The sequence below is a fragment of the Agrobacterium sp. O3.4 genome (assembly GCF_041414895.1).
GTDB classification, from domain to species: Bacteria; Pseudomonadota; Alphaproteobacteria; order Rhizobiales; family Rhizobiaceae; genus Agrobacterium; species Agrobacterium cucumeris.
The window spans coordinates 127,623-149,976 of record NZ_JALPZP010000006.1 but is presented as its reverse complement, the minus strand read 5'-3'; the positions used below and the strand labels follow the sequence as shown (position 1 = coordinate 149,976).

Annotated in this window: 19 protein-coding genes; 6 read left to right on the top strand and 13 right to left on the bottom strand. The window is 61.2% G+C overall.

Annotation, left to right across the window (positions count from 1 at the left end):
- Nucleotides 1-18: 18 nt before the first annotated feature.
- The 7 genes from M0412_RS22185 to M0412_RS22155 form a co-directional block, all read right to left on the bottom strand.
- Nucleotides 19-1,188: a Gfo/Idh/MocA family protein gene (locus M0412_RS22185; RefSeq protein ID WP_269702485.1), complete on the bottom strand. Its 1,170-nt coding sequence runs from the start codon at nucleotides 1,186-1,188 to the stop codon at nucleotides 19-21.
- 11 nt (nucleotides 1,189-1,199) lie between these two features.
- On the bottom strand, nucleotides 1,200-2,249 hold the full coding sequence (locus tag M0412_RS22180; RefSeq protein ID WP_269702483.1) for a sugar phosphate isomerase/epimerase: 1,050 nt from the start codon (nucleotides 2,247-2,249) through the stop codon (nucleotides 1,200-1,202).
- A gap of 33 nt (nucleotides 2,250-2,282) precedes the next feature.
- Nucleotides 2,283-3,305: a LacI family DNA-binding transcriptional regulator gene (locus M0412_RS22175; protein WP_269702481.1), complete on the bottom strand. Its 1,023-nt coding sequence runs from the start codon at nucleotides 3,303-3,305 to the stop codon at nucleotides 2,283-2,285.
- Nucleotides 3,306-3,308: 3 nt separating this feature from the next.
- Nucleotides 3,309-4,277 (bottom strand): ABC transporter permease, encoded by a 969-nt coding sequence (locus tag M0412_RS22170; RefSeq protein WP_269702479.1) that lies wholly within the window; start codon nucleotides 4,275-4,277, stop codon nucleotides 3,309-3,311.
- 1 nt (nucleotide 4,278) lies between these two features.
- Nucleotides 4,279-5,223, bottom strand: a complete 945-nt coding sequence (locus M0412_RS22165) for an ABC transporter permease (RefSeq protein WP_269702477.1) — start codon at nucleotides 5,221-5,223, stop codon at nucleotides 4,279-4,281.
- A complete protein-coding gene (locus M0412_RS22160) occupies nucleotides 5,220-6,713 on the bottom strand; it encodes a sugar ABC transporter ATP-binding protein (protein WP_269702475.1) in 1,494 nt (497 codons plus the stop codon). Before M0412_RS22160 ends, M0412_RS22165 begins: the two co-directional genes overlap by 4 nt.
- A gap of 103 nt (nucleotides 6,714-6,816) precedes the next feature.
- Entirely contained in the window at nucleotides 6,817-7,839 is a 1,023-nt protein-coding gene (locus M0412_RS22155; RefSeq protein WP_269702472.1) for a substrate-binding domain-containing protein, read from the bottom strand.
- A 307-nt stretch (nucleotides 7,840-8,146) separates the two neighbouring features.
- Here M0412_RS22155 and M0412_RS22150 point away from each other — a divergent pair, with 307 nt between their 5' ends.
- The 4 genes from M0412_RS22150 (at nucleotide 8,147) to M0412_RS22135 (ending at nucleotide 13,105) form a co-directional block, all read left to right on the top strand.
- Nucleotides 8,147-8,542: a cupin domain-containing protein gene (locus M0412_RS22150; RefSeq protein ID WP_269702470.1), complete on the top strand. Its 396-nt coding sequence runs from the start codon at nucleotides 8,147-8,149 to the stop codon at nucleotides 8,540-8,542.
- A 243-nt stretch (nucleotides 8,543-8,785) separates the two neighbouring features.
- On the top strand, nucleotides 8,786-10,417 hold the full coding sequence (locus M0412_RS22145; RefSeq protein ID WP_269702468.1) for a SulP family inorganic anion transporter: 1,632 nt from the start codon (nucleotides 8,786-8,788) through the stop codon (nucleotides 10,415-10,417).
- Nucleotides 10,401-11,018 (top strand): ParB-like protein, encoded by a 618-nt coding sequence (locus M0412_RS22140; RefSeq protein ID WP_269702466.1) that lies wholly within the window; start codon nucleotides 10,401-10,403, stop codon nucleotides 11,016-11,018. The genes M0412_RS22145 and M0412_RS22140 overlap by 17 nt, the downstream gene beginning before the upstream one ends.
- Nucleotides 11,015-13,105: a mechanosensitive ion channel family protein gene (locus M0412_RS22135; RefSeq protein WP_269702465.1), complete on the top strand. Its 2,091-nt coding sequence runs from the start codon at nucleotides 11,015-11,017 to the stop codon at nucleotides 13,103-13,105. Before M0412_RS22140 ends, M0412_RS22135 begins: the two co-directional genes overlap by 4 nt.
- Before the next feature lie 27 nt (nucleotides 13,106-13,132).
- Here the strand turns inward: M0412_RS22135 and purU are convergent, their stop codons facing one another.
- From purU to M0412_RS22110, 5 genes are all read right to left on the bottom strand, one after another.
- A complete protein-coding gene (gene purU / locus M0412_RS22130) occupies nucleotides 13,133-14,017 on the bottom strand; it encodes a formyltetrahydrofolate deformylase (protein ID WP_269702463.1) in 885 nt (294 codons plus the stop codon).
- 56 nt (nucleotides 14,018-14,073) lie between these two features.
- A complete protein-coding gene (locus tag M0412_RS22125; RefSeq protein ID WP_269702461.1) occupies nucleotides 14,074-14,628 on the bottom strand; it encodes a sarcosine oxidase subunit gamma in 555 nt (184 codons plus the stop codon).
- Between the two features lie 13 nt (nucleotides 14,629-14,641).
- Nucleotides 14,642-17,632 carry a sarcosine oxidase subunit alpha gene (locus M0412_RS22120; RefSeq protein ID WP_269702459.1) on the bottom strand — a complete coding sequence of 997 codons (2,991 nt, stop codon included), beginning with the start codon at nucleotides 17,630-17,632 and terminating at the stop codon, nucleotides 14,642-14,644.
- Complete coding sequence (locus M0412_RS22115) at nucleotides 17,629-17,949, bottom strand: sarcosine oxidase subunit delta (RefSeq protein WP_269702457.1); 321 nt, start codon at nucleotides 17,947-17,949, stop codon at nucleotides 17,629-17,631. The genes M0412_RS22120 and M0412_RS22115 overlap by 4 nt, the downstream gene beginning before the upstream one ends.
- Before the next feature lie 65 nt (nucleotides 17,950-18,014).
- Complete coding sequence (locus M0412_RS22110; protein ID WP_110758711.1) at nucleotides 18,015-19,268, bottom strand: sarcosine oxidase subunit beta family protein; 1,254 nt, start codon at nucleotides 19,266-19,268, stop codon at nucleotides 18,015-18,017.
- Between the two features lie 85 nt (nucleotides 19,269-19,353).
- On the opposite strand from M0412_RS22110, the gene M0412_RS22105 reads away from it, so the two are divergent.
- The gene (locus M0412_RS22105) at nucleotides 19,354-20,400 is read left to right on the top strand and encodes a GlxA family transcriptional regulator (RefSeq protein ID WP_065117797.1); all 1,047 of its coding nucleotides are present in this window, start codon (nucleotides 19,354-19,356) and stop codon (nucleotides 20,398-20,400) included.
- A 13-nt stretch (nucleotides 20,401-20,413) separates the two neighbouring features.
- On the opposite strand, the gene M0412_RS22100 is transcribed toward M0412_RS22105, so the two are convergent.
- Nucleotides 20,414-21,175: a UTRA domain-containing protein gene (locus tag M0412_RS22100; RefSeq protein ID WP_142842918.1), complete on the bottom strand. Its 762-nt coding sequence runs from the start codon at nucleotides 21,173-21,175 to the stop codon at nucleotides 20,414-20,416.
- A 126-nt stretch (nucleotides 21,176-21,301) separates the two neighbouring features.
- Here M0412_RS22100 and M0412_RS22095 point away from each other — a divergent pair, with 126 nt between their 5' ends.
- A complete protein-coding gene (locus M0412_RS22095; protein ID WP_046800982.1) occupies nucleotides 21,302-22,345 on the top strand; it encodes an ABC transporter substrate-binding protein in 1,044 nt (347 codons plus the stop codon).
- Nucleotides 22,346-22,354: the final 9 nt, after the last annotated feature.

Here is a 22,354-nt window from a genome sequence, read left to right as displayed (position 1 = left end):
TCCTCGATAAGCGATGATCTAGATGTCGATCCCTACCCAGGACGAGGTCCCACTGGACCGCACGGCCGCATCGATGAATGCGAGACCCGCAAGGCCGTCCTCTATGCCGGGGTAAATCACATCCCCGGCGGCTGTCTTTCCCTCCCTTTTTGCGATGATTGCATCTGCGGCTTCACGGTAAATCGTCGCAAAACCCTCGAGATATCCCTCTGGGTGTCCGGATGGCACGCGGCTGACACGGTTGGCGGCAGCACCTGCGCCTGCGCCGTTGCGGGTGATAAGCCGCTTGGGTTCGCCATAAGGCGTGAACCACAGCTCGTCCGGCACCCGGTGGTGCCATTCAAGCCCGCCTTTATCGCCATAGACCCGCAGCGACAGCGCGTTTTCATTGCCGACCGCGATCTGGCTCGCCCAGAGCATCCCCTTGGCGCCGCTTTCATAACGCAGCAGAATATTGGCGCTGTCATCCAGCTGCCGGCCCGGAACGAACGACGTCAGATCGGCATAAAGGCTTGTCGGGATTTCGCCCGTGACGAAGGCAGCGGCGTTGAAGGCATGGGTGCCGATATCGCCGATTGCACCGCCGGCGCCGGAGCGGCTGGGGTCGGTGCGCCATTCCGCACCCTTCGCACCCGTCTTTTCGACGGCTTCGGTCAGCCAGTCCTGCGCATATTCGGCCTGGACGTGGCGCAGCTTGCCTATGGATCCATCGGCGATCATCTCGCGCATCTGCCGCAGCATCGCGTAGCCGGTGTAGTTGTGCGTCAGGATGAACAACCTGTCGGACGCCCTGACGATCTCGGCAAGCGCCTTCGCCTCTTCCAGCGTCGCGGTCACCGGCTTGTCGCAGATGACGTGGATGCCGGCGTCGAGAAATGCCTTGGACGGAGCAAAATGCAGATGGTTGGGGGTGACGATGGCGACCGCCTCGATGCCATCTTCCCGACCAGCCTCGGATGCCGCCATTTCCTCGAACGAGGCATAGGAGCGCTCCGGCGCAATGCCCAGCAGGGTTGCCGAAGCGCTAGCACGCGCGGGATCGGAGGAAAGCGCGCCGGCCACCAGCTCGTAACGGTCATCCAGCCGGGCCGCGATGCGGTGCACGGCACCGATAAAGGCACCCTGACCACCACCGGCCATGCCGAGACGAATACGGCGGCTATCGAATTTCTTTGTAGCGGAGGACATGGCTATCCCTTTCAAAGTCCAAGAAGGCGGCGATTGGCGGCATCATCGATGCCGCTTTTGGCGAAATCGTCGAAGGCCCGCTCCGTCACGCGGATGATGTGATTTTCAATGAAGCTTGCGCCTTCACGCGCGCCGTCTTCCGGGTGTTTCAGCGCGCATTCCCACTCCAGCACCGCCCAACCTTCGAAATCATATTGGGTCAGCTTGGAAAACACCGCGCCGAAATCGACATGCCCGTCGCCGAGCGAACGGAAACGTCCCGGCCGGTCGACCCAGTTCTGATAACCGCCATAAACGCCGGAACGGCCGGTCGGATTGAACTCGGCATCCTTGACGTGAAAGGCGCGGATGCGCTCGTGGTAGATGTCGATGAACTCAAGATAATCCATCGCCTGAAGCACGAAATGCGAGGGATCATAGAGGATGTTGGCGCGCGAATGATTGCCGGTCGCCTCAAGAAAACGCTCGAAGGTGACGCCGTCATGCAGGTCCTCACCCGGATGCAGCTCGTAGCAGAGATCGACGCCGTTCTCCTCGAATGTATCGAGAATGGGTGTCCAACGCTTGCCCAGTTCGGCGAAAGCCATTTCGACAAGCCCGGCCGGACGCTGCGGCCACGGATAGACGAACGGCCAGGCAAGCGCGCCGGAGAAAGTCGCATGGCTCTTGAGGCCAAGATACTGCGACGCCTTCGCCGCACACTTCAGCTGATTGACGGCCCATTCCTGCCGCGCCTGCGGTTTGCCGCGCAGTTCAGGCGGCGCGAAACCATCGAACATTTCATCATAAACGGGATGAACGGCGACAAGCTGGCCCTGAATATGTGTCGAAAGCTCGGTGACCTCGACGCCGATCTCGGCCAGACGGCCCTTGATATCGTCGCAATAGGTCCTGGAGGCGGCGGCCTTTTCCAGATCGAAGAGTTTGGGATCGGTCGGCACCTGAATGCCCTTGTAACCGAGCGAAGCCGCCCATTGGCCGAGATTGTCGAGCGTGTCGAAAGGGGCCTCGTCTCCGGCAAATTGCGCGAGGAAAATTGCCGGGCCTTTGATCGTCTTCATGTCCTTACACTCCTTGCATTCACAGTCTGGCCGCTACCGATGCGGCGGGCGGCAGGGCGCGACCGAGCCGCGCACCACCAGTTCCGTATCCAGCACGATGGTTTCAGCCGTGCGTTTTCCGTTCAATCTGTCCACCATCAGCGCCATGGCCCTGCGGCCCATTTCCTGGCGGGGCTGGCGCACCGTCGTCAACGGCGGCTCAAACGCATTGGCGAAGATGATGTCGTCGAAGCCGATGACGGAGACGTCGGCCGGAACCGAAACCCCACGCGCCCGCAACTCGCTGATCGCGCCAATCGCCATCTGGTCGCTCGATGCGAAGATCGCGGTGAAGGCGATGCCGCCTTCGAGAAGGCCGGTTATCGCCTGACGGCCAGCCTCGATGCTGTAATCGCCCGTCACCACCAGTTCGTCGGTGTAAGTTATGCCAGCCTCGGCAAGTGCTGCGCGGTACCCGTCGAAACGCTCCTGCGCCAGACTTTCCGGGACGGGACCGGCCAGATGCACGATCTCTTTATGCCCCGCCTCGATGAGGTGCCGCATGGCATTCATGGAGGCGGCACGGTTGTCCACCTTGACGGTCGGCAGCGCGAGGCCGGGCACCGTCTCCGACGCGATGACGATCGGCGGCAGCGCGTCGCCCTGATCGAGAAGCTCGGAGGGAAACTGGCCGGTCATCAGGATAAGCCCGTCGGCATGTTTCTGACGCACCATGTCGATATGGGTCGCCACGCGGTTCTCGTCGTTGCGGGCATCGCCCATCAGCACCTTGAAGCCCGCTTCGCCCGCCGCTTCTTCCACGCCCTTGTAGATTTCGAGATAAAACGGGTTGCCGATATCGCGAACGAGAAGGATGACAGTGTTGTTGGATTGGCGGCGGAAGCTGGCCGCCTGCGCATTGGGAACGAAGTTCGCCTGCCGCACGGCGTCGAAAACCTTCTTGCGGGTCTCCGGGCGAACCTTGTCGGGTTGCTGCAGCGCCCGCGATACGGTCGCGATGGAAACGCCCGCGAGAGCTGCAACTTCCCTGATATTCGAACCTTGGTCTTTGCTCATCTGTCACACACGCAACTGCTTTTGGCGGCCATAAAGCAGCATCAGCGCTAGCAACGTGACACCGAATATGATCTGCCGTGCCCATACATCGAGGTTGAGCGTTATCAGTACGCTTTGCAGAATGGTGAGCGCAACTGCCCCGGCCATGGTTCCGACATATCCACCCGCACCGCCGGCAAGCGAGGTGCCGCCGATGACAACAGCAATGATCGACGGAAGCACATATCGGTCGCCGACGGAGATGAAGGATGTGCCGGTGTAACCGATGACGCACACCCCGGTCAGCCCGGCAAACAGGCCGGAAAGGCCATAAAGCAGCGTGCGGATCAAAGAGACGGGCAATCCGGTAAGCGTCGCCGCCCGCTCGTTGGAGCCGATGGCGTAGATGGCGAAACCGAAGGCGGTGCGGCGCAGCACGAAGAGCATGATCGCGGCGATGCCTAGCCAGACGAAGAGTACGCCGGGAATACCGAAAATGAGCGGACGGTTGATGAAACCCGCCAGCAGGGGCGCTGCCGCACCTGATGGAACGCCCTGCGAATAAACGACCAGCCCGCCCTGAATGACGGCCGTCATGCCAAGCGTCATGACCAGCGGCGGAATGCGCACGAAGGTGATGCCGAGGCCGTTGATGAGGCCGATCAGGAAGGGAATGCCGCCGGCAACGAGAATGGCGAGCGGAATGCCGGCATTCTGGCCGTTCATCATATTACCGGCAAGAACGGCACCAAGCGAGATCATCGCGCCGACGGAAAGATCGATGCCTTCACGGCCGCCGAGAATGACGAGGTTCTGGCCCGCCGCGACGATGCCGAGAATGGCGGCAATCGTCAGCAGCCGCACGATCTGCGAGCCTTGCGCGAAGCCGGGCGACAGCAATTCGCCGACCAGCAGCAGGAAGGCCGATGCACCAATGGCGATGGTCAGGGGATCGGTGAGGAGGGTTTTGATTTGCAAGCCGGGATTGGTCATATCAACGCCTCGTCACCAGAACACCGCCGGCCAGCGCCGTCAGCACGATCAAACCCTGCACCAGTGTCTGGTACTCGAAAGGCAGGCCCGCAAAGAAAATCACATTGCCGATCATGCCCAGCACCAGCGCGCCGGCAATCGACCCGGTCGAGCTGCCGAAACCGCCGGACAATGCGGTGCCGCCCAGAACCACCGCCGAGATGGAAGACAACGCCAGACTTGCGCCGAGCAGCGGGTCGCCCGAGGCGGTTTCGCCCGTCAGGCACAGCGCTGCCAGCGCCGAAAACAGGCCGGAGATCATATATGCGCCGATGCGGATGCCGGAAAGGCGCAGACCCGTCTGGAAGGCGCCGGTGCGATTGCCACCGGCGGCAAGCAGATGCGTGTGGAAAGGAATGCGCGACACGATCAGCGTGAAGGCGATGCCCGCCAGCAGTACCCACAGCACGAAGGGCAGGCCGATGAAGCTGCCGGAATAGGTCTGCCAATAGGCTTCCGGCACCGGAAGACCTGCCTGCGGCAAGACCCAGATCGCCAGACCGGCGAAGATGATACCGGTCGCGAAAGTGGTGACGATAGGCTGGAAGCGCAGGCCGGAAATGAAGAAACCATTGACCAGTCCACACAGCAGCCCGACAGCCGCACCCGCCGCCATGCCGGCGAAGACAGCACCCGTCGTGCCGCCGAGTGCGGCGATGACGCTGACGGTGACGACATTGGCGAGCGCCACGATGCTGCCGACTGAAAGATCGATATCTCCGGCCAGAATGACGTAGGTCTGGCCGATGGCGACCAGGATCAGCGGCAAAAACGTCGTCAGGTTCGATTGCAGCACGGAGGGCTGAACGAAGGATGGCTGCAAAAACGTGTTCACGGCAACGAGAACGGCCAGAACGACGAGGGTGATGATCCAGGGTTGCCTGCGCAGAACGCCTTTGGAATTCATGTGGCGTCTCCATAGGCGGCGCGGGTCATGTTGACGGATGTCATGTCGGCTCCGGTCAGTTCCGCAGAGATGCGTCCGCCGTTGAACACGAGAATGCGGTCGGCATATTCGAGGATTTCCGCATCCTCCGAGGAATAAAGAAGGATGGTCGCGCCGGCATCGGCCTGTTGCCGCATCAGCGCGAAGAGGTCGGCCTTGGCGCCAAGATCGATACCCTTGGTCGGATCATCCAGCAGAAGCAGTTTCGGCGATGTCGCAAGCCAGCGGGAAATGAAGATCTTCTGCTGGTTGCCGCCGGAAAGCGTGCCGATGGCCATGTCCATGCCGGCAAACTTCGTCTTCATATCATCAGCGACCTTCTGCACCCGCGGCTTCAAAGTCGCGGGACGGACCAACCGCATCTTTTCGCGCACCATCAGCGCCGCGACGAGATTTTCGAAGATCGACCGGCCCTGAAGGGAAGCGTCACGGCCACGGTCGCCAGAGACATAGGCAAAACCACTATGAACCGCCTGCGAAGGCTTGCTGATGGTGATTTCACGGCCCTCGAAGCGGACTCGGCCTGTTGCAAAGGGACTGGCGCCGAAGAGGCCTTTCAGCAGGGCCGATTGCCCCTGCCCCTGCAGGCCGGCCAGACCGACGATTTCGCCCGGATAGGCTTCCAGGGTAACGCCACGAACGCCATCACCCGCAACACCAGTCACCTTGAGGCTGGGTGCGGCAGCAGCGCGTCCCTGCTGGCGGGCGGGTGCGGCGCGGACATCGCCGACCATGTCGTGCACGACGGCTTCGCGGGTGGTTGCTGCGGTGTCGAGTTCGGAAATCGTCGCGCCGTTACGCATCACGGTGATGCGGTCGCAGACCGCAAAAACCTCGTCGAGACGGTGGGAAATCATGATGGTCGAGATACCGTCGGCCTTCTTGGCCCGGAGTATCTCGAAAAAGCGCTGGGACTGGCGGCCATCGAGCGCCGCCGTCGCCTCGTCCATGATCATCAGGCTGGCATTCTGGGCGAAGACCTTGAGGATTTCGACCAGCTGGCGCTGATCCGGCGGCAGATTGCCAACGATTGCGTCCGGCTCCAGCCCCTCGCCCGCCACGCCGTCAAACAGCGCGATTAGTCTCGCCGCTTCGGCTTTCAGGGCTTTGCCGTCAACAAAAATGCCACGTTTCGGCTCGCGGCCGAGAAAGATGTTATCGGCGACGGAAAGCTGCGGAATGAGGCTCAGCTCCTGATAAAACAGGGCGATGCCGGCATTTTCCGCGTCACGTGGGCTTTTGAAGCGTACTTCCGCGCCGTTGAACCGGATCGTGCCGCTGGTTGGCGCAACCGCACCCGCAACGATCTTGCAAAGCGTGCTCTTGCCGCAGCCATTGGCGCCCAGCAGCGCGTGAATTTCACCGCGACCGACGGTCAGCCTGCCGGCGGAAAGCGCGCGCACGGCGCCAAAATTCTTCGTTATGCCGGCCGCTTCCAAAGCGTTCGCCATCGCAAGTCCCCGAATAATGCTTGTCACAGGCGGATGGCCAAGGCCCTTTCCGCACTCGAAATTGTGGTTCGGGCCGGCGTTCACCGCCAGCCCGAGAGCGGTCTTACTTGAAGAACTCGCCAGCCTGCTCCGGCGTCACGGTTGCCGTGACTGACCAGTAACCAGGCTTGCCATCGGCGGCCTTGATATTGTCGGCAAGGTTGTCGTTGCTGACGAAGGGGATCGGAATATAGATGGCGTTACCATAGGTGCCGCCGAAAATACCGTCCTTGAATTCCTTGCCCTGCAGCTTCAGCACCGCAACATTAAGCGCGCTGGCCATGACACCGGGAGGATTGACCGAAGCACCGGAATTGAACTTTTCCTTTTCCCAGCGCGTCATGAAGTCCTTGCGGATTTCACCGGTCGCGGCAATGTCCTTGGTCTTGCCGGCGGCTTCGATGGCGCGCCATGCGCCGTCCGCCATGCCGTCCTGAACCCAGACGCCGCTGATATCGGGATAGGTGGCAAGCAGGTTCTGCATGGCCTGCTGGCCCTGCGCCTGATCCCAGCTCGCATTGGCTTCGTTCAGCACCTTGATATCAGGATATTTCTTGAACACTTCGCGGTAACCGGCGACGCGGGCTTCGTTTGCCGGGTTGCCGGCGATGCCGTTGATGGCGACGACACTTCCCTTGCCCTTAAGCGCATCCGCAAGCCACTGCGCGGACTGTGCCGCCCATGCCTTCTGGTCGATGCCGACATAGATCGCATCCTTCGAGGACACTTCGGCGTCGGTGGCGATAACGAGAATGTTGCGCACCTTGGCCTGCGCGAAGATCGGATCGAAAGCCGTCGGGCTGCCGGGATTGATGAGGATCGCATCAACGCCCTGGTTCATGAAATTGCGGATGTGGCCGATCTGCCCCTGCACATCGACATTGCCGCTTTGAACGACGACTTCGACCTTGACGCCTTTTTCGCCCCAAGCCTTTGCGGCCGCCTGGGCTTCCTCGATCATCTGCGTGCGCCATTCGCTGCCGACGAACGAGTTGGAAAGACCGATCTTGAAGCTCTGCTCCTGGGCATACGCGGACGTGCCGGCCGCCAGCACCAAAGCGGCGGCAGCCATCAAATGTCTAAACATGAAATTTGCTCCTCCAAGCACGGTTTTTAACCAATGAAACCGTTTACATGAGCGAATGTAACCGTTTTCATAATCGAGTCAATCCCGAACGGGATTTTTCTGGCGGTGTCTGGAAGGGAGGTAAAATCAGTGCTGACACTGTCGCAAAATACGCGCAAAAGGGTGCGATAAATCCTCAAGATGATCGAAGCCTGCGGCTTTTAAAAACGTCTGGAGCCTGTTCGCCCCATCAGGTTTGAACGCCGCTGTGGACAACAGTGGAATTCCCGCCTCAAATCACCACACAATTCCAAGCAGGAGAATGACCATGGAAATATTGCGCGCAGGAACCCGGGTATCCGCCAAAGGGCCTGAAGACTGGTTCACCGGCACGGTCCGCATTGATCCGCTGTTCAATCCCTTCGATGCGGAGCGGGTTCAGGGTGCGCAGGTCACCTTCGAGCCCGGTGCCCGTACCGCCTGGCACACCCATCCACTCGGCCAGACACTGATCGTCGTCTCCGGCTTCGGCCTTGTGCAGCGCGAGGGTGGCCCGGTGGAAGAAATCCGGCCCGGCGATATCGTCTGGTTCGCACCCGGAGAAAGGCACTGGCATGGCGCAGCCCCCAATATCGCCATGACCCATATTGCGCTTCAGGAGGTCAAGGACGGCAAGGTGGTGGACTGGATGGAGAAGGTGACGGACGACCAATATGGCGGCTGACACTGCCATTCGGGTGTGTCCGTTACGCGTCTAAAACGGGCACGTCCGCATCATCCGCCTGATGATGAGCAGTTGATGGCCAAATCCGGAAAGACCGAAATATTTCAGGCGCGCGATTTAAACTTTGACTTGTATCCGCAATGGGTGAAACCTTCATCTCATCGCGGATACAAGGTGGAGAATCGTGATCTTAGCGGGTGAAAGTTTTATCGCCTCCATCAGCGCCGATACGGTCGCAACCCCATGTCCGTGACATTCAACAGGCGTGATGTGATTGCAGGATTGTCGATCGCCGGCCTGATGCTGCCGGAAGCGATCGCCTATTCGGGAATCGCCGGCGTTCCAGCCCAGCATGCCATTCTTGCAGCCATCATGGGCTGCATCGTTTATGCCATTTTTGGCCAGAGCCGGTTTGCGGTCGTCTCGCCCACATCCTCCTCCGCCGCAATATTGGCCGCGATGCTCGCGACGCTTTCCGTCACACCGGCACAGAAGATGCTGCTTGTCGCCATTTCGGTCGCACTGGTGGGCATTCTGTTTCTCTTGGCGGCGGCCACGCGGCTCGGCGCGCTGTCGAGCGTGATTTCGCGTCCGGTGCTGCGCGGTTTTGCTTTCGGTCTCGCCATTCTGATCACGATCAAGCAATTGCCGAGCCTTTTTGGAATCAAGGAGCAAACGGGCGAACCTCTGGCGATCCTGTTGCAGATCTTCTCCCATCCGCGAGACTGGAGCCTCGAAAGTATCGCTGTCGGCCTCACGGCGCTTGCCATACTGCTCCTCCTGCGTAAACGCCCGATCCTTCCCGGCAGCCTTGTCGTGATTGTGGCGGGCATCGCCGTCTCGATGCTGCTTGATCTGCAAAGCCGCGGCGTCGCCATTGTCGGCACCATCGATCTTGCCGGAATATGGGCAGGCCCGCTTTCGGTATCCCTTGATGATGTCGCGCATGTCGCCCGTTTTGCGCCGCCGCTGGTCCTCATTCTCTTTGCGGAATCCTGGGGCACGATCCGCAGCTTTTCGCTTCGGCACGGTGAAAATGTCGATTCCAATCGCGAATTGCGGGCGTTCGGGCTTGCCAATATCGCCAGTGCCGCCGTGCAGGGCATGCCGGTCGGCGCCGGCTTTTCCGCCGGTGCGGCAAGCGAAGCGGTCGGCCCGCAGAGCCGCCTCGCCTCGGCCATCGCCGCAATCGGCCTTGCGATCTTCAGCCTGCTCGCCGCCGGCTGGTTCGCCTTCATTCCGCAGGCGGTGCTGGCAGCCATCATCGCCGTCGCCCTGCTGCACGCGCTTGATCCGACGCCGATCATCCGCTTGTGGCGGCTTGGCAATGATGCCTGGCTGGCACTTGCCGCCGCCGCCGGCGTGCTGGCATTCGGCGTTCTGAACGGCATGCTCGTTGCCGTCGCGCTTTCCTTCGCCGTCTTCGTCCGTCGGCTTTCCCTGCCGCATGTGATGCATCTCGGCAGGCTGGGCGACAGCCATGATTTCGTCGACATGGAACGCCATCCGGATGCCAAGGACATACCGGGCATGATTATCCTGCGCCCGGCGCAGCCGCTGTTTTTCGGCAATGCCGAGCCGATCCTTGCCGCCGTCACCAAACGCATCGCCGCAAGGCCGGAACTGCGCGTCGCGATCATCAGTCTCGAGGAAAGTTTCGAACTGGATTCCACCGCGCTTGATGCGCTGCTGGAATTCGATGCGGCGATGCAGCGCGGCGACACCACGGTCTATTACGCCCGCGTGCACGACCATGTCCGGGACCTGCTGCTCGCCGGTGGCGGGAGCGACCTGGTTGCGCGCAGCAGTTTCAGCGTCGATGATGCCGTAACCACGGCCATGGGCCGGGAGAACAATCATGCCACAGCCTCTTGAACCCCATCTCAACCCGGTTGAAATCACCGCGCTCAGGCCGACGCAGATGACGGTCGGCCTTCGCGAGGTGGAAAACAAACGCAAACAATGGGCCGCCATCCGCGAAGAAAAAGGGCCTGATTTTCTCGGCCATCACATGGTGCCCGTCGTCATCGGCTATAAACAGCGTCTCTATCTGGTCGATCACCATCATCTTGCGCTGGCTTTGCATGACGAGGGCGTAAAACATGTGCTGACCAGCATTGTTGCCGATCTCTCCCATCTCGGCCGGCAGGAATTCTGGTCAGTGATGGATCATCGCAGTCTTGTTTATCCTTTCAACGCGGACGGCAGGCGTTGTCCCATCGATGAGTTGCCAAAACGGATCGTCGATCTCGAGGACGACCCTTTCCGCTCGCTGGCTGGCGCGGTTCGCGATGCCGGCGGTTTCGCCAAGATCGAAGCGCCCTTCACCGAATTTCTCTGGGCGGATTTTTTTCGCCGCCGGGTGAGCGGCAAAGACCTGCGGCATTCCTTTGATGAGACGATGGCCGAGGCCGTGGAACTGGCGCGCTCGCATGACGCACGACATCTTCCCGGCTGGTGTGGGAGAACCGAATGACAACCCTTCCCTCCCTTTGCAGATGTATTGCAGCTGCCGTCATCGCATTTTTCGTGCTGGGAATAACCGGCCTTTCCGCGCAGGAGCCACCACCGGCAAAAGCCCTTTCCCCCGCACAGACGACGGAGCAGAAGGTTGACCAGTTGCTGCAACTTCTCGGGCAGGACGATGTTCGTGCCCTGCTCGCGCAGAAACTTGCGACAATTGGCGCGGAGCCGCCTCCGCAAACGGCATCACAAAGCCAGTTGAGCGATCTCGACCAATGGGCGAGCAAGCGGCGGGAACATCTTGCCCGCATCATGGGCGACCTGCCCGTCATGTCCTCGCAGATTACTTCCGCCTGGGAGAGGCTCGGCGATGCGATCCGCGTCTACGGCCCCCTCATCTTTTTGCTGCATGTGCTGATCCTCTTCGGCGCCGGCCTTGCAGGCGGCATTGTCACCAACCGCATCATCGTCATGCACGCATCCCGCAGGAACGGCGGGGATATCGGCAAATATGCCTCCGCTGTCGTGTCGAGGCGGCTTCTGCCCCTGTTCGGATACGGCCTTGTCGCAACCGCCATGTTTCTCAGCATCCAGTGGCCGCCCCTTTTGAGTGCCGTTCTACTGCCCTGGCTCGTTGTGAGCATTCTCCTGCCGGTGCTTTTTGCCGTTTCCGGCCTGTTGCGACAGGTGGTTGGCCGCGAAACCAGCCCGCGGCGTGATTTCTGGATCGTCCGCTGGACTTGGCTTGCAACGCTTGCCGGGTTTTGCTGGGCGTTGCTCAGGACGCTCGAAAATCTCGGCGTTCCGCGCGATACGCTCGGTCTGTTGTCCACTGGCATGGTCGGTCTCCTGTTTCTGCTCGCCAGCCTCTGGATATGGCGGCGGCCCGGAGGCGATCCGGGTTCTGAGCGGACGCGGGCGATCGATGTCGCGCTGATCTTCTGCCTCATCATCCTCTTCGGATTGCGCCTTGCCGGCGCAGGCGTGCTGTTCTGGATCGGGCTTTATGCGCTTGTCCTGCCGGGCCTTGCCTCTACGCTCGGCATCGCCGCACGGAAACTCGCAACCGATATTGGCGGTTACAGTGAGAGCGACCTTCGCCCCGTTCTGGCCGAGCGCGGCGTGCGGCTCGCCATCGTCGGAACGGCCATCGTCTGGCTGATCTTCCTCGTCCGCGCCCATCCGGATTCCCTGCCTGACGGCGCCCTGCTCACCTCCATCGTCGTCGGCGTCCTGCACGGCGCACTCATCCTGCTGCTTGCCGATCTCATATGGATCGCCATCAAGTCGATGATCGCCCGCCGGCTGGAATTGAGCGCCCCTGTCGGCGACGCAATGAGCGGCCACTCCGGCGGCCAGCCGCAGGACGACCGGCTTTTGACCATTCTGCCGATCCTGCGCAACATGCTCGGCATCATTATCGCCGCAGTCGCCGTCATGACGGCGCTTTCGGAACTCGGCGTCAATATTGGTCCGCTGCTGGCCAGCGCCGGCATTTTCGGCATCGCCATCGGTTTCGGCTCACAGACGCTGGTGAAAGATATCATCAGCGGCGTGTTTTACATGATCGATGACGCTTTCCGTGTCGGCGAATATATTCAAAGCGGTTCCTATCGCGGCACCGTGGAATCCTTCAGCATCCGCTCGGTCAAGCTGCGCCACCATCGCGGCCCGATTTTCACCGTGCCGTTCGGGTCGCTCGGCGCAGTCGAAAACATGAGCCGTGACTGGTCGATCGATAAATTCATGGTCACCGTCGCCTTCGATACCGATATCGCCAAGGTCAAGGCCATCACCAAGGAGATCGGCAAGGCACTGAAAGAGGATCCGGAATTCGGGCCGTTCCTCATCGAGACCGTCAAGCTGAAGGGTGTCGAGCACTTCGGCGAATATGGCATGACGCTCGGTTTCGGCATGATGCTGCGCGCCGGCGGACAATCCTCAGTGGTGCGGCGCAAGGCCTATTCGATGTTGAAGGATGCATTTGCCGAAAACGATATTCAGTTCGCCAGCATGACGGGCGCCTATCCCGCCGCGCGGTCCGCGAAGCGCCCGGAGGAGGAGCAGGGCGGCGACATGGAGCCGCCGCCCGAAGAGTAAAGCTCCCGCTCTCGCGCTCTGCTGCACTTACCCCATGCGCTCGGACACATATTCCCCCGGCGAAGCCGGAAACACCACGGTTCTGTTACCGTTGAGGAAGACCCGGTGGTGAATATGGGCGTGGATGGCGCGGGCAAGCACCTGGCTTTCAACATCGCGGCCAAGCGAGACGTAATCGAGACCGCTCTGGGCATGGGTCACGCGGATCGTATCCTGCTCGATGATCGGCCCCTCATCGAGATCGGCAGTGACGTAATGGGCAGTCGCGCCGATCAGCCGCACACCGCGCTCATAGGCCTGCTTGTAAGGGTTGGCGCCCTTGAACGATGGCAGGAAGGAATGATGGATGTTGATGATGCGCCCCGACATTTCCTGGCAGAGCCGGTCCGACAGAACCTGCATGTAACGCGCCAGAACCACGAGTTCCGCACCGGTATCCTGCACCACCTGCAGTATTTCCGCTTCGGCCTCCGGTTTCGTCTGCGGCGTGACGCGGATGTGATGGAAGGGAATATCCTCGTTCACCACCTGCTTCTGGTAATCGAGATGATTGGAGATCACCGCAACGATTTTCACCGGCAGCGCACCGATGCGGGAGCGATACAGCAGATCGTTGAGGCAATGGCCAAAGCGCGACACCATGATCACCACCTTGGTTTTGCGGGAGAGATCATGGAAATCGTAATCCATGTCGAAATCCGCGGCGACCGGTGCGAAGCCTTCAAAGAGGGCGTCACGCTCCAGCCCATGTTCCGAAACGAAGCTCAGCCGCATGAAAAAACGGCCGGTTTCCTGATCGGTGAATTGCGAACTGTCGTTGATGTTGCAGCCGGACCGCGCGAGATATCCGGATACGGCGGCAACAATGCCGCTGCGCGCCGGGCACGAGACTTTCATGACATAGATGGTCAAAATCCTGCTCCCCCTTGATGGATCAGCACTCGGACAGTTTTGAAACCGTGGCGAGTTCAGGCGATTTCAGCGGCAAGTTCCCTGCAGCCGGTTTCAAGCAAATGGCCAAGATGCGGCAGGAAACTGTTCCAGATATCCATTCGAAAACGGTCTTCCGCATCGCGCCAGAGCACCACGGTCACGCCGTCGAAAATCGTCCGGCGGGCTTCGCCCACCGCAATCGTGTCAATATCGCGGGCGCAGCCAAGCGTCAGAAGTTCAGCGGCCCGCGGCCCCTCGATCAGCAACGTCACTTCCCGACCGGAAATATCGACGAGGCTGTGCGGATGGCCGGCATAAACGCCGGCGCAGGCCGCGATCAATTCGCCGACTTCACCGGCAGGGACAAGGATCGTCCATTCATCGGGACCAAGGCGCACGGCCTGCCTTTCGCCAGCGGAGGCGCGGGCGCCTATCCGCTCGGGCAGGATGAGGCCAAGTGCCGCGCTGAGTGACGCGACATCACCACGGGCGCGCAGCGACAGCCGCGCCTGCGCCGGCAGGATGCTGACCCGCGCCGCCTTGCTCTCGGCCAAAGTGCCGGAAATGGGGGAGGAAACACGCATGTTCATTGTCATCTCCGGGTCAAATCTTCAGGCGGGTGTTTTCGGGATCGACAAACACCATCCCGGTGATTTTCGCAGCAATGGTGCGGTCCAGCATCGGGATATAGACGGTCTCGCCCATCCGCTCATGACCACCCTCGACCAGCGCCAGCGCAATCGGCTGACCGACCGCATCCGAATGGTAGGAGGAGGTCACATGCCCCACCATTTTCATCGGGATCGGCTGTTTCGGGTCGAAGACGATCTGCGCCCCCTCCTCCAGCTTCGAGCGGTCTTCAGTCAGAAGGCCAACGAGGTGGCGGCGGCCCTTGGCGACAAGATCGGGGCGGGCAAGACCGCGCTTGCCGACGAAATCAGGCTTCGCCTTGCCCACGGCCCAGCCCATCGCCGCATCATAGGGCGTGACAGTCCCGTCGGTATCCTGACCGACGATGATGTAACCCTTTTCGGCGCGCAGCACGTGCATGGTTTCAGTGCCGTAAGCGGTGATGCCGTATTGCTGACCGGCTTCCCACAATGTTTCCCACAACTGGCGGCCGAGGCGCGCCGGCACGTTGACTTCGAAGCCGATCTCGCCGGTGAAGCTCACCCGGAACAGCCGCGCCGGCATGCCGGCCACCGTGCATTCCACGCAGGACATATGCGGGAAAGCCTCTTCCGTGAGTTCCACACCTTCCACCAGCGGCGCAAGCAGCTTTGCCGCATTCGGGCCGTTCAGCGCGATGGTGGACCATTGCTCGGTGGTGGAGGTGAGCCAGACATTGAGATCGGGCCATTCCGTCTGGAGGTAATCCTCCATCATGTTCAGCACCCGGGCGGCACCGCCTGTCGTGGTGGTGACGTGGAAGCGGTCTTCGGTCATACGGCCGATGACGCCGTCATCACGAATGAAGCCGTCATCGCCGAGCAGCAGGCCGTAACGGCAGCGGCCGGGGGCGAGCTTCGACCACGGATTGGTATACATGCGGTTCATGAATTCGACCGCATCCGGCCCGACAACTTCGATCTTGCCGAGCGTCGAGGCATCGAAAATGCCCACGCTCTGGCGCACCGCCCGGCATTCGCGGCCGACCGCCGCATCCATGTCTTCGCCCGGTTTGGGGAAATACCAGGCGCGACGCCATTGTCCGACCGGCTCGTAAACCGCGCCATGGGCCTCCGCCCAACCGTCGATCTGCGTCTTGCGCGTCACCTCGAAATGCCTGCCACGGTGATAACCGGCGAAGGCTCCGAAGGTCGTCGGCGTATAGGGCGGGCGGAAGGTGGTGAGACCCACCTGCGGCTGGGGTTTGCCAAGCGCTTCGGCCGCAATGTTGAGGCCATTGATATTGGACATCTTGCCCTGATCAGTGGCCATGCCGTTAGTCGTATAACGCTTTACATGCTCGATGGAGCGCATGCCCTCGCGCACGGCGAGCCTCAGATCCTTGGCGGTCACGTCGTTCTGGTAATCGACGAAGGCCTTGGCCTTGCCGGCATCGCGGTCGCTCGGAAGTTCGGTGTGCGACACACCGCTGCCGGTGCGATCATGTTCCACCGCATGGCCGGCGGTATTGGCGGCCTTGCCGAGTGCTGTGGCGACTTCACGCCCGCGCTCCGCACCGTCCTTAAGCACCGCATCGATGCCCCACAGCCCGCGTCCGGCCCCGGCGATCACGCAATCCTCATTGGTGAGGGCAGGCAGGAAGGTGGTCCGTTCGTCATCCCAGGCGAGCTTGCCCTGCGTGTGGGAAAACAGATGCAGCGACGGCGTCCAGCCGCCGGACATCAGCACCGCATCGCAGGCGATCTCCTGTCCCGCGCCGACCATCGCCCCCTTGACCGGGTTGACGCGAACCGACTTGACCCGCAGCCGCCCGGAGGTCGCCGTCACCGTATGCGACAGCTTGACCGGAATGCCAAGCGCCCGTGCCTCATTCACCAGCTCTTCCCGCACCGTCGCGCGGGTATCGATAATCGCCTGAACGCGTGCGCCCGCGCCGTGAAGATCGAAGGCCGCATACCAGGCGCTGTCATGGCTCGTCACCACCACCGGGCTATTGCCGACCTTGACGCCATAGCGGTTGAGATAGGTCTGGGCAGCACCTGCAAGCATCACGCCCGGACGGTCGTTGCCGTGGAAGACCAGCGGCTTTTCCAGCGCGCCCTGCGCCAGCACCACCTGACGTGCCCTGACCCGCCAAAGGCGCTCGCGGGGCATGTCCTTTGGTACGGTTTCCAGATGGTCGGTCAGCTTTTCGCAGAGGCCGATCATGTTCTGGTGGTAATAGGCAATGGCCGTGGTGCGGGTCATGACCCTGACGCCGCGCTCCTTCAGCGCCTTCAACTCATCCGCAAGCCAGGTCCATGCGGGCCTGCCGTCGATCTTTGCCTGCGGCTCGGACAGCAGCGTGCCGCCGGCCTCGGCATTTTCATCAACCAGCACGACCTTCAGACCATCGACCGCCGCCGCACGCGCCGCAGCGAGGCCGGCAGGACCAGCGCCGACGATCAGTACATCGCAATGCAGGTTGCGCGAGGCATAGGTGTCGGGGTCTTCCTCCGTCGGCGAAACGCCGAGACCAGCCGCTGCGCGGATGAAGGGTTCATAGACCTTGTTCCAGAAGCTCTTCGGCCACATGAAGGTCTTGTAATAGAAGCCGGCCGAAAACAGCATGTAGGCCATGTCGTTGACTGCGCCGATATCGAATTTCAGGCTCGGATATTTGTTCTGCGAGGTGGTTTCCAGCCCGTTCCAGATTTCCTGCACCGTAGCGCGGGTGTTAGGCTCGAACCGGCCGGCGCCGCGTCGGGTGCCGATCAGCGCATTCGGCTCCTCGGAACCCGCCGCAACCGGGCCGCGCGGGCGGTGGTATTTGAACGAGCGGCCCATAAGATGCACGCCATTGGCCAAAAGTGCCGAGGCGACGGTATCGCCCTTCACGCCGCGATAGGTCTTGCCATCGAAGGTAAAGCTTACCGAGCGGGCGGCATCCACGCGGCCACGGCCGGAAACGCGATAGGAATTCATTTCGACACCTCGGAGCTTACTGGTGCGCGTGTCAGGGCAGACAGTTCAGGACGTGGTTCACCCGCGCGATAGGTCGTAAGGAACCGGTCGCTCACCGTATCGCGCACGGCATTAAAGAAGCGGCCGCAGCCATGCAGATGCCGCCAGCGCTCGAAATGCGGACCCTTGACGTTTTCGCGGATGAACAGGAATTCCTCCCATTGTTCATCACTCTGCGACGACGGGTCGGTGGCGCGGACGACATGGGCCTGTCCGGCATAGGTGAATTCGGCTTCCGGCAGCGTTTCGTTGCAATAGGGGCAGCGGATCAAAAGCATCGTCGTATCCTCAGAGCATTTCCAGTAAAAGTGCGAAGCGGTTTTACGTCCGGAAAATGCGTGAATTAATGCGCCACGGCGGCGGCGGCGGCCTCGTCGATCAGGCGGCCGGAACGGAAACGTTCCAGCGTAAACGGCGCGTTGATAGGGTGCGGTTCATTTTTGGCGATGGTCCAGGCGAAGGTGTGGGCAGCGCCTGGCGTCGCCTTGAAGCCGCCCGTGCCCCAGCCGCAATTGACGTAAAGACCGGCCACGGGCGTCTTGCCGAGAATGGCCGAACGATCCGGCGTCACATCGACAATGCCGCCCCATTTGCGCAGCATGCGCATGCGGTTGAAGATCGGGAAGATTTCGACAATGGCCGCGATGGTATGCTCAATCAGCGGCAGGCCGCCGCGCTGCGAATAGGAGGTATACTGGTCCGTACCCGAACCAATCACCAGCTCACCCTTGTCGGACTGGCTGATATAGGCATGGACGGCGTTGGACATGACCACGCAGGGGAAGATCGGCTTGATCGGTTCCGACACCAGTGCCTGGAGCGGATAGCTTTCGAGCGGCAGGCGCACACCGGCTGTGTCCATCACAACGGATGTATGGCCGGCAGCGGAAACTGCGACCTTCTTTGCCTTGATGAAGCCACGCGCCGTTTCGACACCAGCAACGGAGCCATCGGCATTGCGGCGAATGGCAGTAACGGGGCAATTCTGGATGATATCGACGCCGCGGGCAGCGGCACCACGCGCATAACCCCAGGCGACCGCATCATGGCGCGCCGTGCCGGCCCGTTCCTGCAACGCACCGCCCATGATCGGATAACGGGCGTTGGGGGAAATACTGAGCGGCGGGCAATATTCCTTGCATTCCTCAGTCGTGAGCCAGCGATTATCGACGCCGTTCAAGCGGTTGGAATGAATGTGACGCTTGAAGCTCTGCACGTCGTGAACGTTATGGGCGAGCATCAGCACGCCGCGCTTCGAATACATGACGTTGTAGTTCAGTTCCTGGCTCAAATTCTCCCACAGATCGACGGCGTGATCATAAAGCCGGGCGCTTTCGTCATAGAGATAGTTGGAGCGGATGATGGTGGTGTTGCGGCCGGTATTGCCGCCGCCGAGCCAGCCCTTGTCGATGACGGCGACATTGGTGATGCCGTGCTGGCTGGCGAGATAATAGGCAGCGCCCAGACCATGGCCGCCAGCGCCGACGATGACCACGTCATATTCGGCCTTCGGCTGGCTGTCCGGCCATTGCTCGTCCCAGTTCTTGTGGCCGGTCAGGGCGTTCTTCAAAAGATTGAAAGCATTAAAACGCGTCATGAGCGGACCCGATGGTTGAAAAATCTCGTGTCGCAAAAGCTATGAAGATTTGCGTTGCGGCGGCTGGACAATCGCGTCTCTTTGCATGAATATTTGCGCCATGACCTCTCACCGCGCCAAGAAACGCCTCAGCGTCGCTTTCCTGCTTGCCGACCGTTTCACATTGTCGGCCTTCGCAAATTTCGTCGATGTGCTACGCCTTGCCGCCGACGAGGCCGATCGCTCGCGCCCAATTCTCTGCGAATGGTCGGTGCTGTCGGCAACCATGGGCAGCGTTCAATCGAGCTGCGGTGTGAAGGTGCAGCCCGACACGCGGCTGATCGACGCCGGGCATTACGACTATATCGTCGTTGCCGGCGGCTTGATCAGCGATCACAGCGCCCTGCCGCCGGAAGCGCTGCGGTTCCTCAAACAGCGTGCAGCGGCCGGCACTCCCATTATCGGGCTCTGCACCGGCGTTTTCATTCTGCACGAAGCGGGCCTGCTTGATGGTTATCGCTGCTGCGTGAGCTGGTTCCACCATCAGGATTTTCTCGACCGTTTCGACACGGTGCAGATGGTCTCCGACCAGATTTTCGTTATCGATCGCGACCGGCTGACCTGTTCGGGCGGCCACGGCTCCGCACATCTGGCGGCCTTCCTGGTGGAGCGCCATGTCGGCCAGTCCGCCGCCATCAAGAGCCTCAACATCATGATGATCGACAGCGCACTGAGCGGCGAAAAACCCCAGCCCGGCCAGCAGAGCGCACGCAGAGCCACGGACCCGCTGGTCAAAAAGGCGATCCTGCGCATGCAGCAGAATATCGAAGTGCCGAGAACCGTGCTGGAACTTGCCCGCGACCTCGGTCTTGGCCGTCGCAGCCTCGAACGGCGTTTTCTTGGTGACCTGAAGGCGACGCCATCGAAAGTCTATCTCGAACTGCGGCTGGACCGCGCGCTTTCCCTGTTACGCAAAACGGAAGACACGATCACCCAGATCGCGCTTGCCACCGGTTTTTGCGACGCGCCACATCTTTCGCGCACCTTGCGGGCCGAGCGGGGTTTCAGCCCCAGCGAATATCGCAAGACGCAGATTGGCCACGTCGCGACGGACGAGGAATTCGCCGTCGGCGTGCTCCTGCCGCAATCCTGAAGATATTCGAGCTTCAGCCGGCAGGCTGCGCCGGCTGGCCGGTTTCGACCCGCACCGATATGGCGTCATGGCGCCAATATTCGAGATCGCAATCGATGATGCGGCCATGCTGGTCCTGATTGACGCGCGTGATTTTCAGGCCGTAAGCCCCTTCGCTGCAACCGAGATGATGAGCCGGATATCCCCGCAACGCGACCGGATTGATTTCGAAATAGGCCGGACCATAGGTGACGGCATAAGTATCCTGATAGATCGTCGTGAGTGACCGGGTGAGGTCGTGCTGCACGATATCGGGGAAAATCTCCATCGAAAGATAGTGTTCGACGAAAAGCACCAGCCGTCCGTCGATGCTGCGCTTTCTGCGGATGCGCCAGAACGGCGTTCCCGGCGCGCAGCGCATGAGGGGCGCAAGCTCTTCGGGCAGCGCTGCAGCCTCGGCCTCCACCAGCAGGGTTTCGGCGGAGCGCCCCTGCTCCGCGGCCATGCGGTGGAAGTGGGAACGGTGCAGGGGGCTGTAAATCAGGCGCGGTCCGGAAACGAACCAGCCACGCCGGCTTTCGCGAAAGATCAGGCCGTCGATCTCGAGGTGGAAAAGCGCCTCGCGCAGGGTGATGCGCGTGGTGGCGTATTTCGCGATCAATTGTCTCTCGGAGAGAAGCCGGCCATGCTTCACCACCTCGCCTGCGGCAATGGCCAGGCGCAATTGCTGTTCCAGCCCGCCGCGCCGGCCGGCTTCGATATCGCGGTTGCCGCCTGTCGTTTCTCTGGCTGGCATTGCCGCCCTCATTCGATGGAACTCAAAAAATAACGGGCGCGTCATGTCCGCGCCGAAAACGTCATTGGCCTGTCATAGCGAACCGATAATGAGCATACAACTGGTCTAGACCAAGGAGCAAGCCCCGTGAAAAATTCCATCCTCTCCCTTTCCCTTCTCACCGTTTTTTCCCTTCCCCTCACCGCCCAGGCACAGGACGTTCCTGCCCTTGAAGCGGCCGCCCGCAAAGAAGGCGCCATCTATAGCGTCGGCATGCCGGACGGCTGGGCGAACTGGAAGGACACCTGGAACCAGCTGACCGAAAAATACGGCCTGAAACACGCCGATACGGACATGAGCAGCGGCGAGGAAATCGCCAAGTTCGCCAATGAAGGCGCCAATGCGACGGCTGATATCGGCGATGTCGGTCTCGAATTCGGCCCGATCGCTGTCGCCCGCGGCGTCACCCAGCCCTACAAGACCACGACCTGGGACCAGATCCCCGACTGGGCCAAGGACAAGGACGGCCATTGGGTCATCGGTTACACCGGCACCATCGCCTTCCTGATCTCCGCCGATGTCAAGAACCCGCCCGCTTCCTGGGCTGATCTGCTGAAGGGCGACTACAAGGTCTCGCTCGGCAATGTCGGTTCCGGTGCACAGGACAATGCCGCCGTGCTGGCTGCCGCCATCGCCATGGGCGGCGGTGAGGAAAATCTCCAGCCGGGCGTCGACCTCTTCGCCAAGCTTGCGGAAAAAGGCCGCCTGCTGGCCAATGGCGCAAACCCGGCCACGATGGAAAAGGGCGAAATCCAGGTCGCGCCGATGTGGGACTTCAATGCCCTCAACTACCGCGATGTGGTTGGCCGCGAGAAGTTCAAGGTCGTCATCCCCTCTGACGGTTCTGTGACCAGCGGTTACGCCACCATCATCAACAAATTCTCCAAGCAGCCCAATGCCGCCAAGCTGGCGCGCGAATATATCCTCAGCGATGCCGGCCAGATCAACCTGGCCAATGGTTATGCCCGTCCGATCCGCGTCGACCGCATCACCCTGCCGGCCGAGGCGAAGGAACGCCTGCTGCCTTCGGAACAATATGCCAAGGCCCGCCCGATCAATGCCGCCGTCTGGACCCAGGCCGCCGGCAAGCTGGTCAATCTCTGGCGCGCCAGCGTCGCCCCGAAGATGTAATCCGGCAAA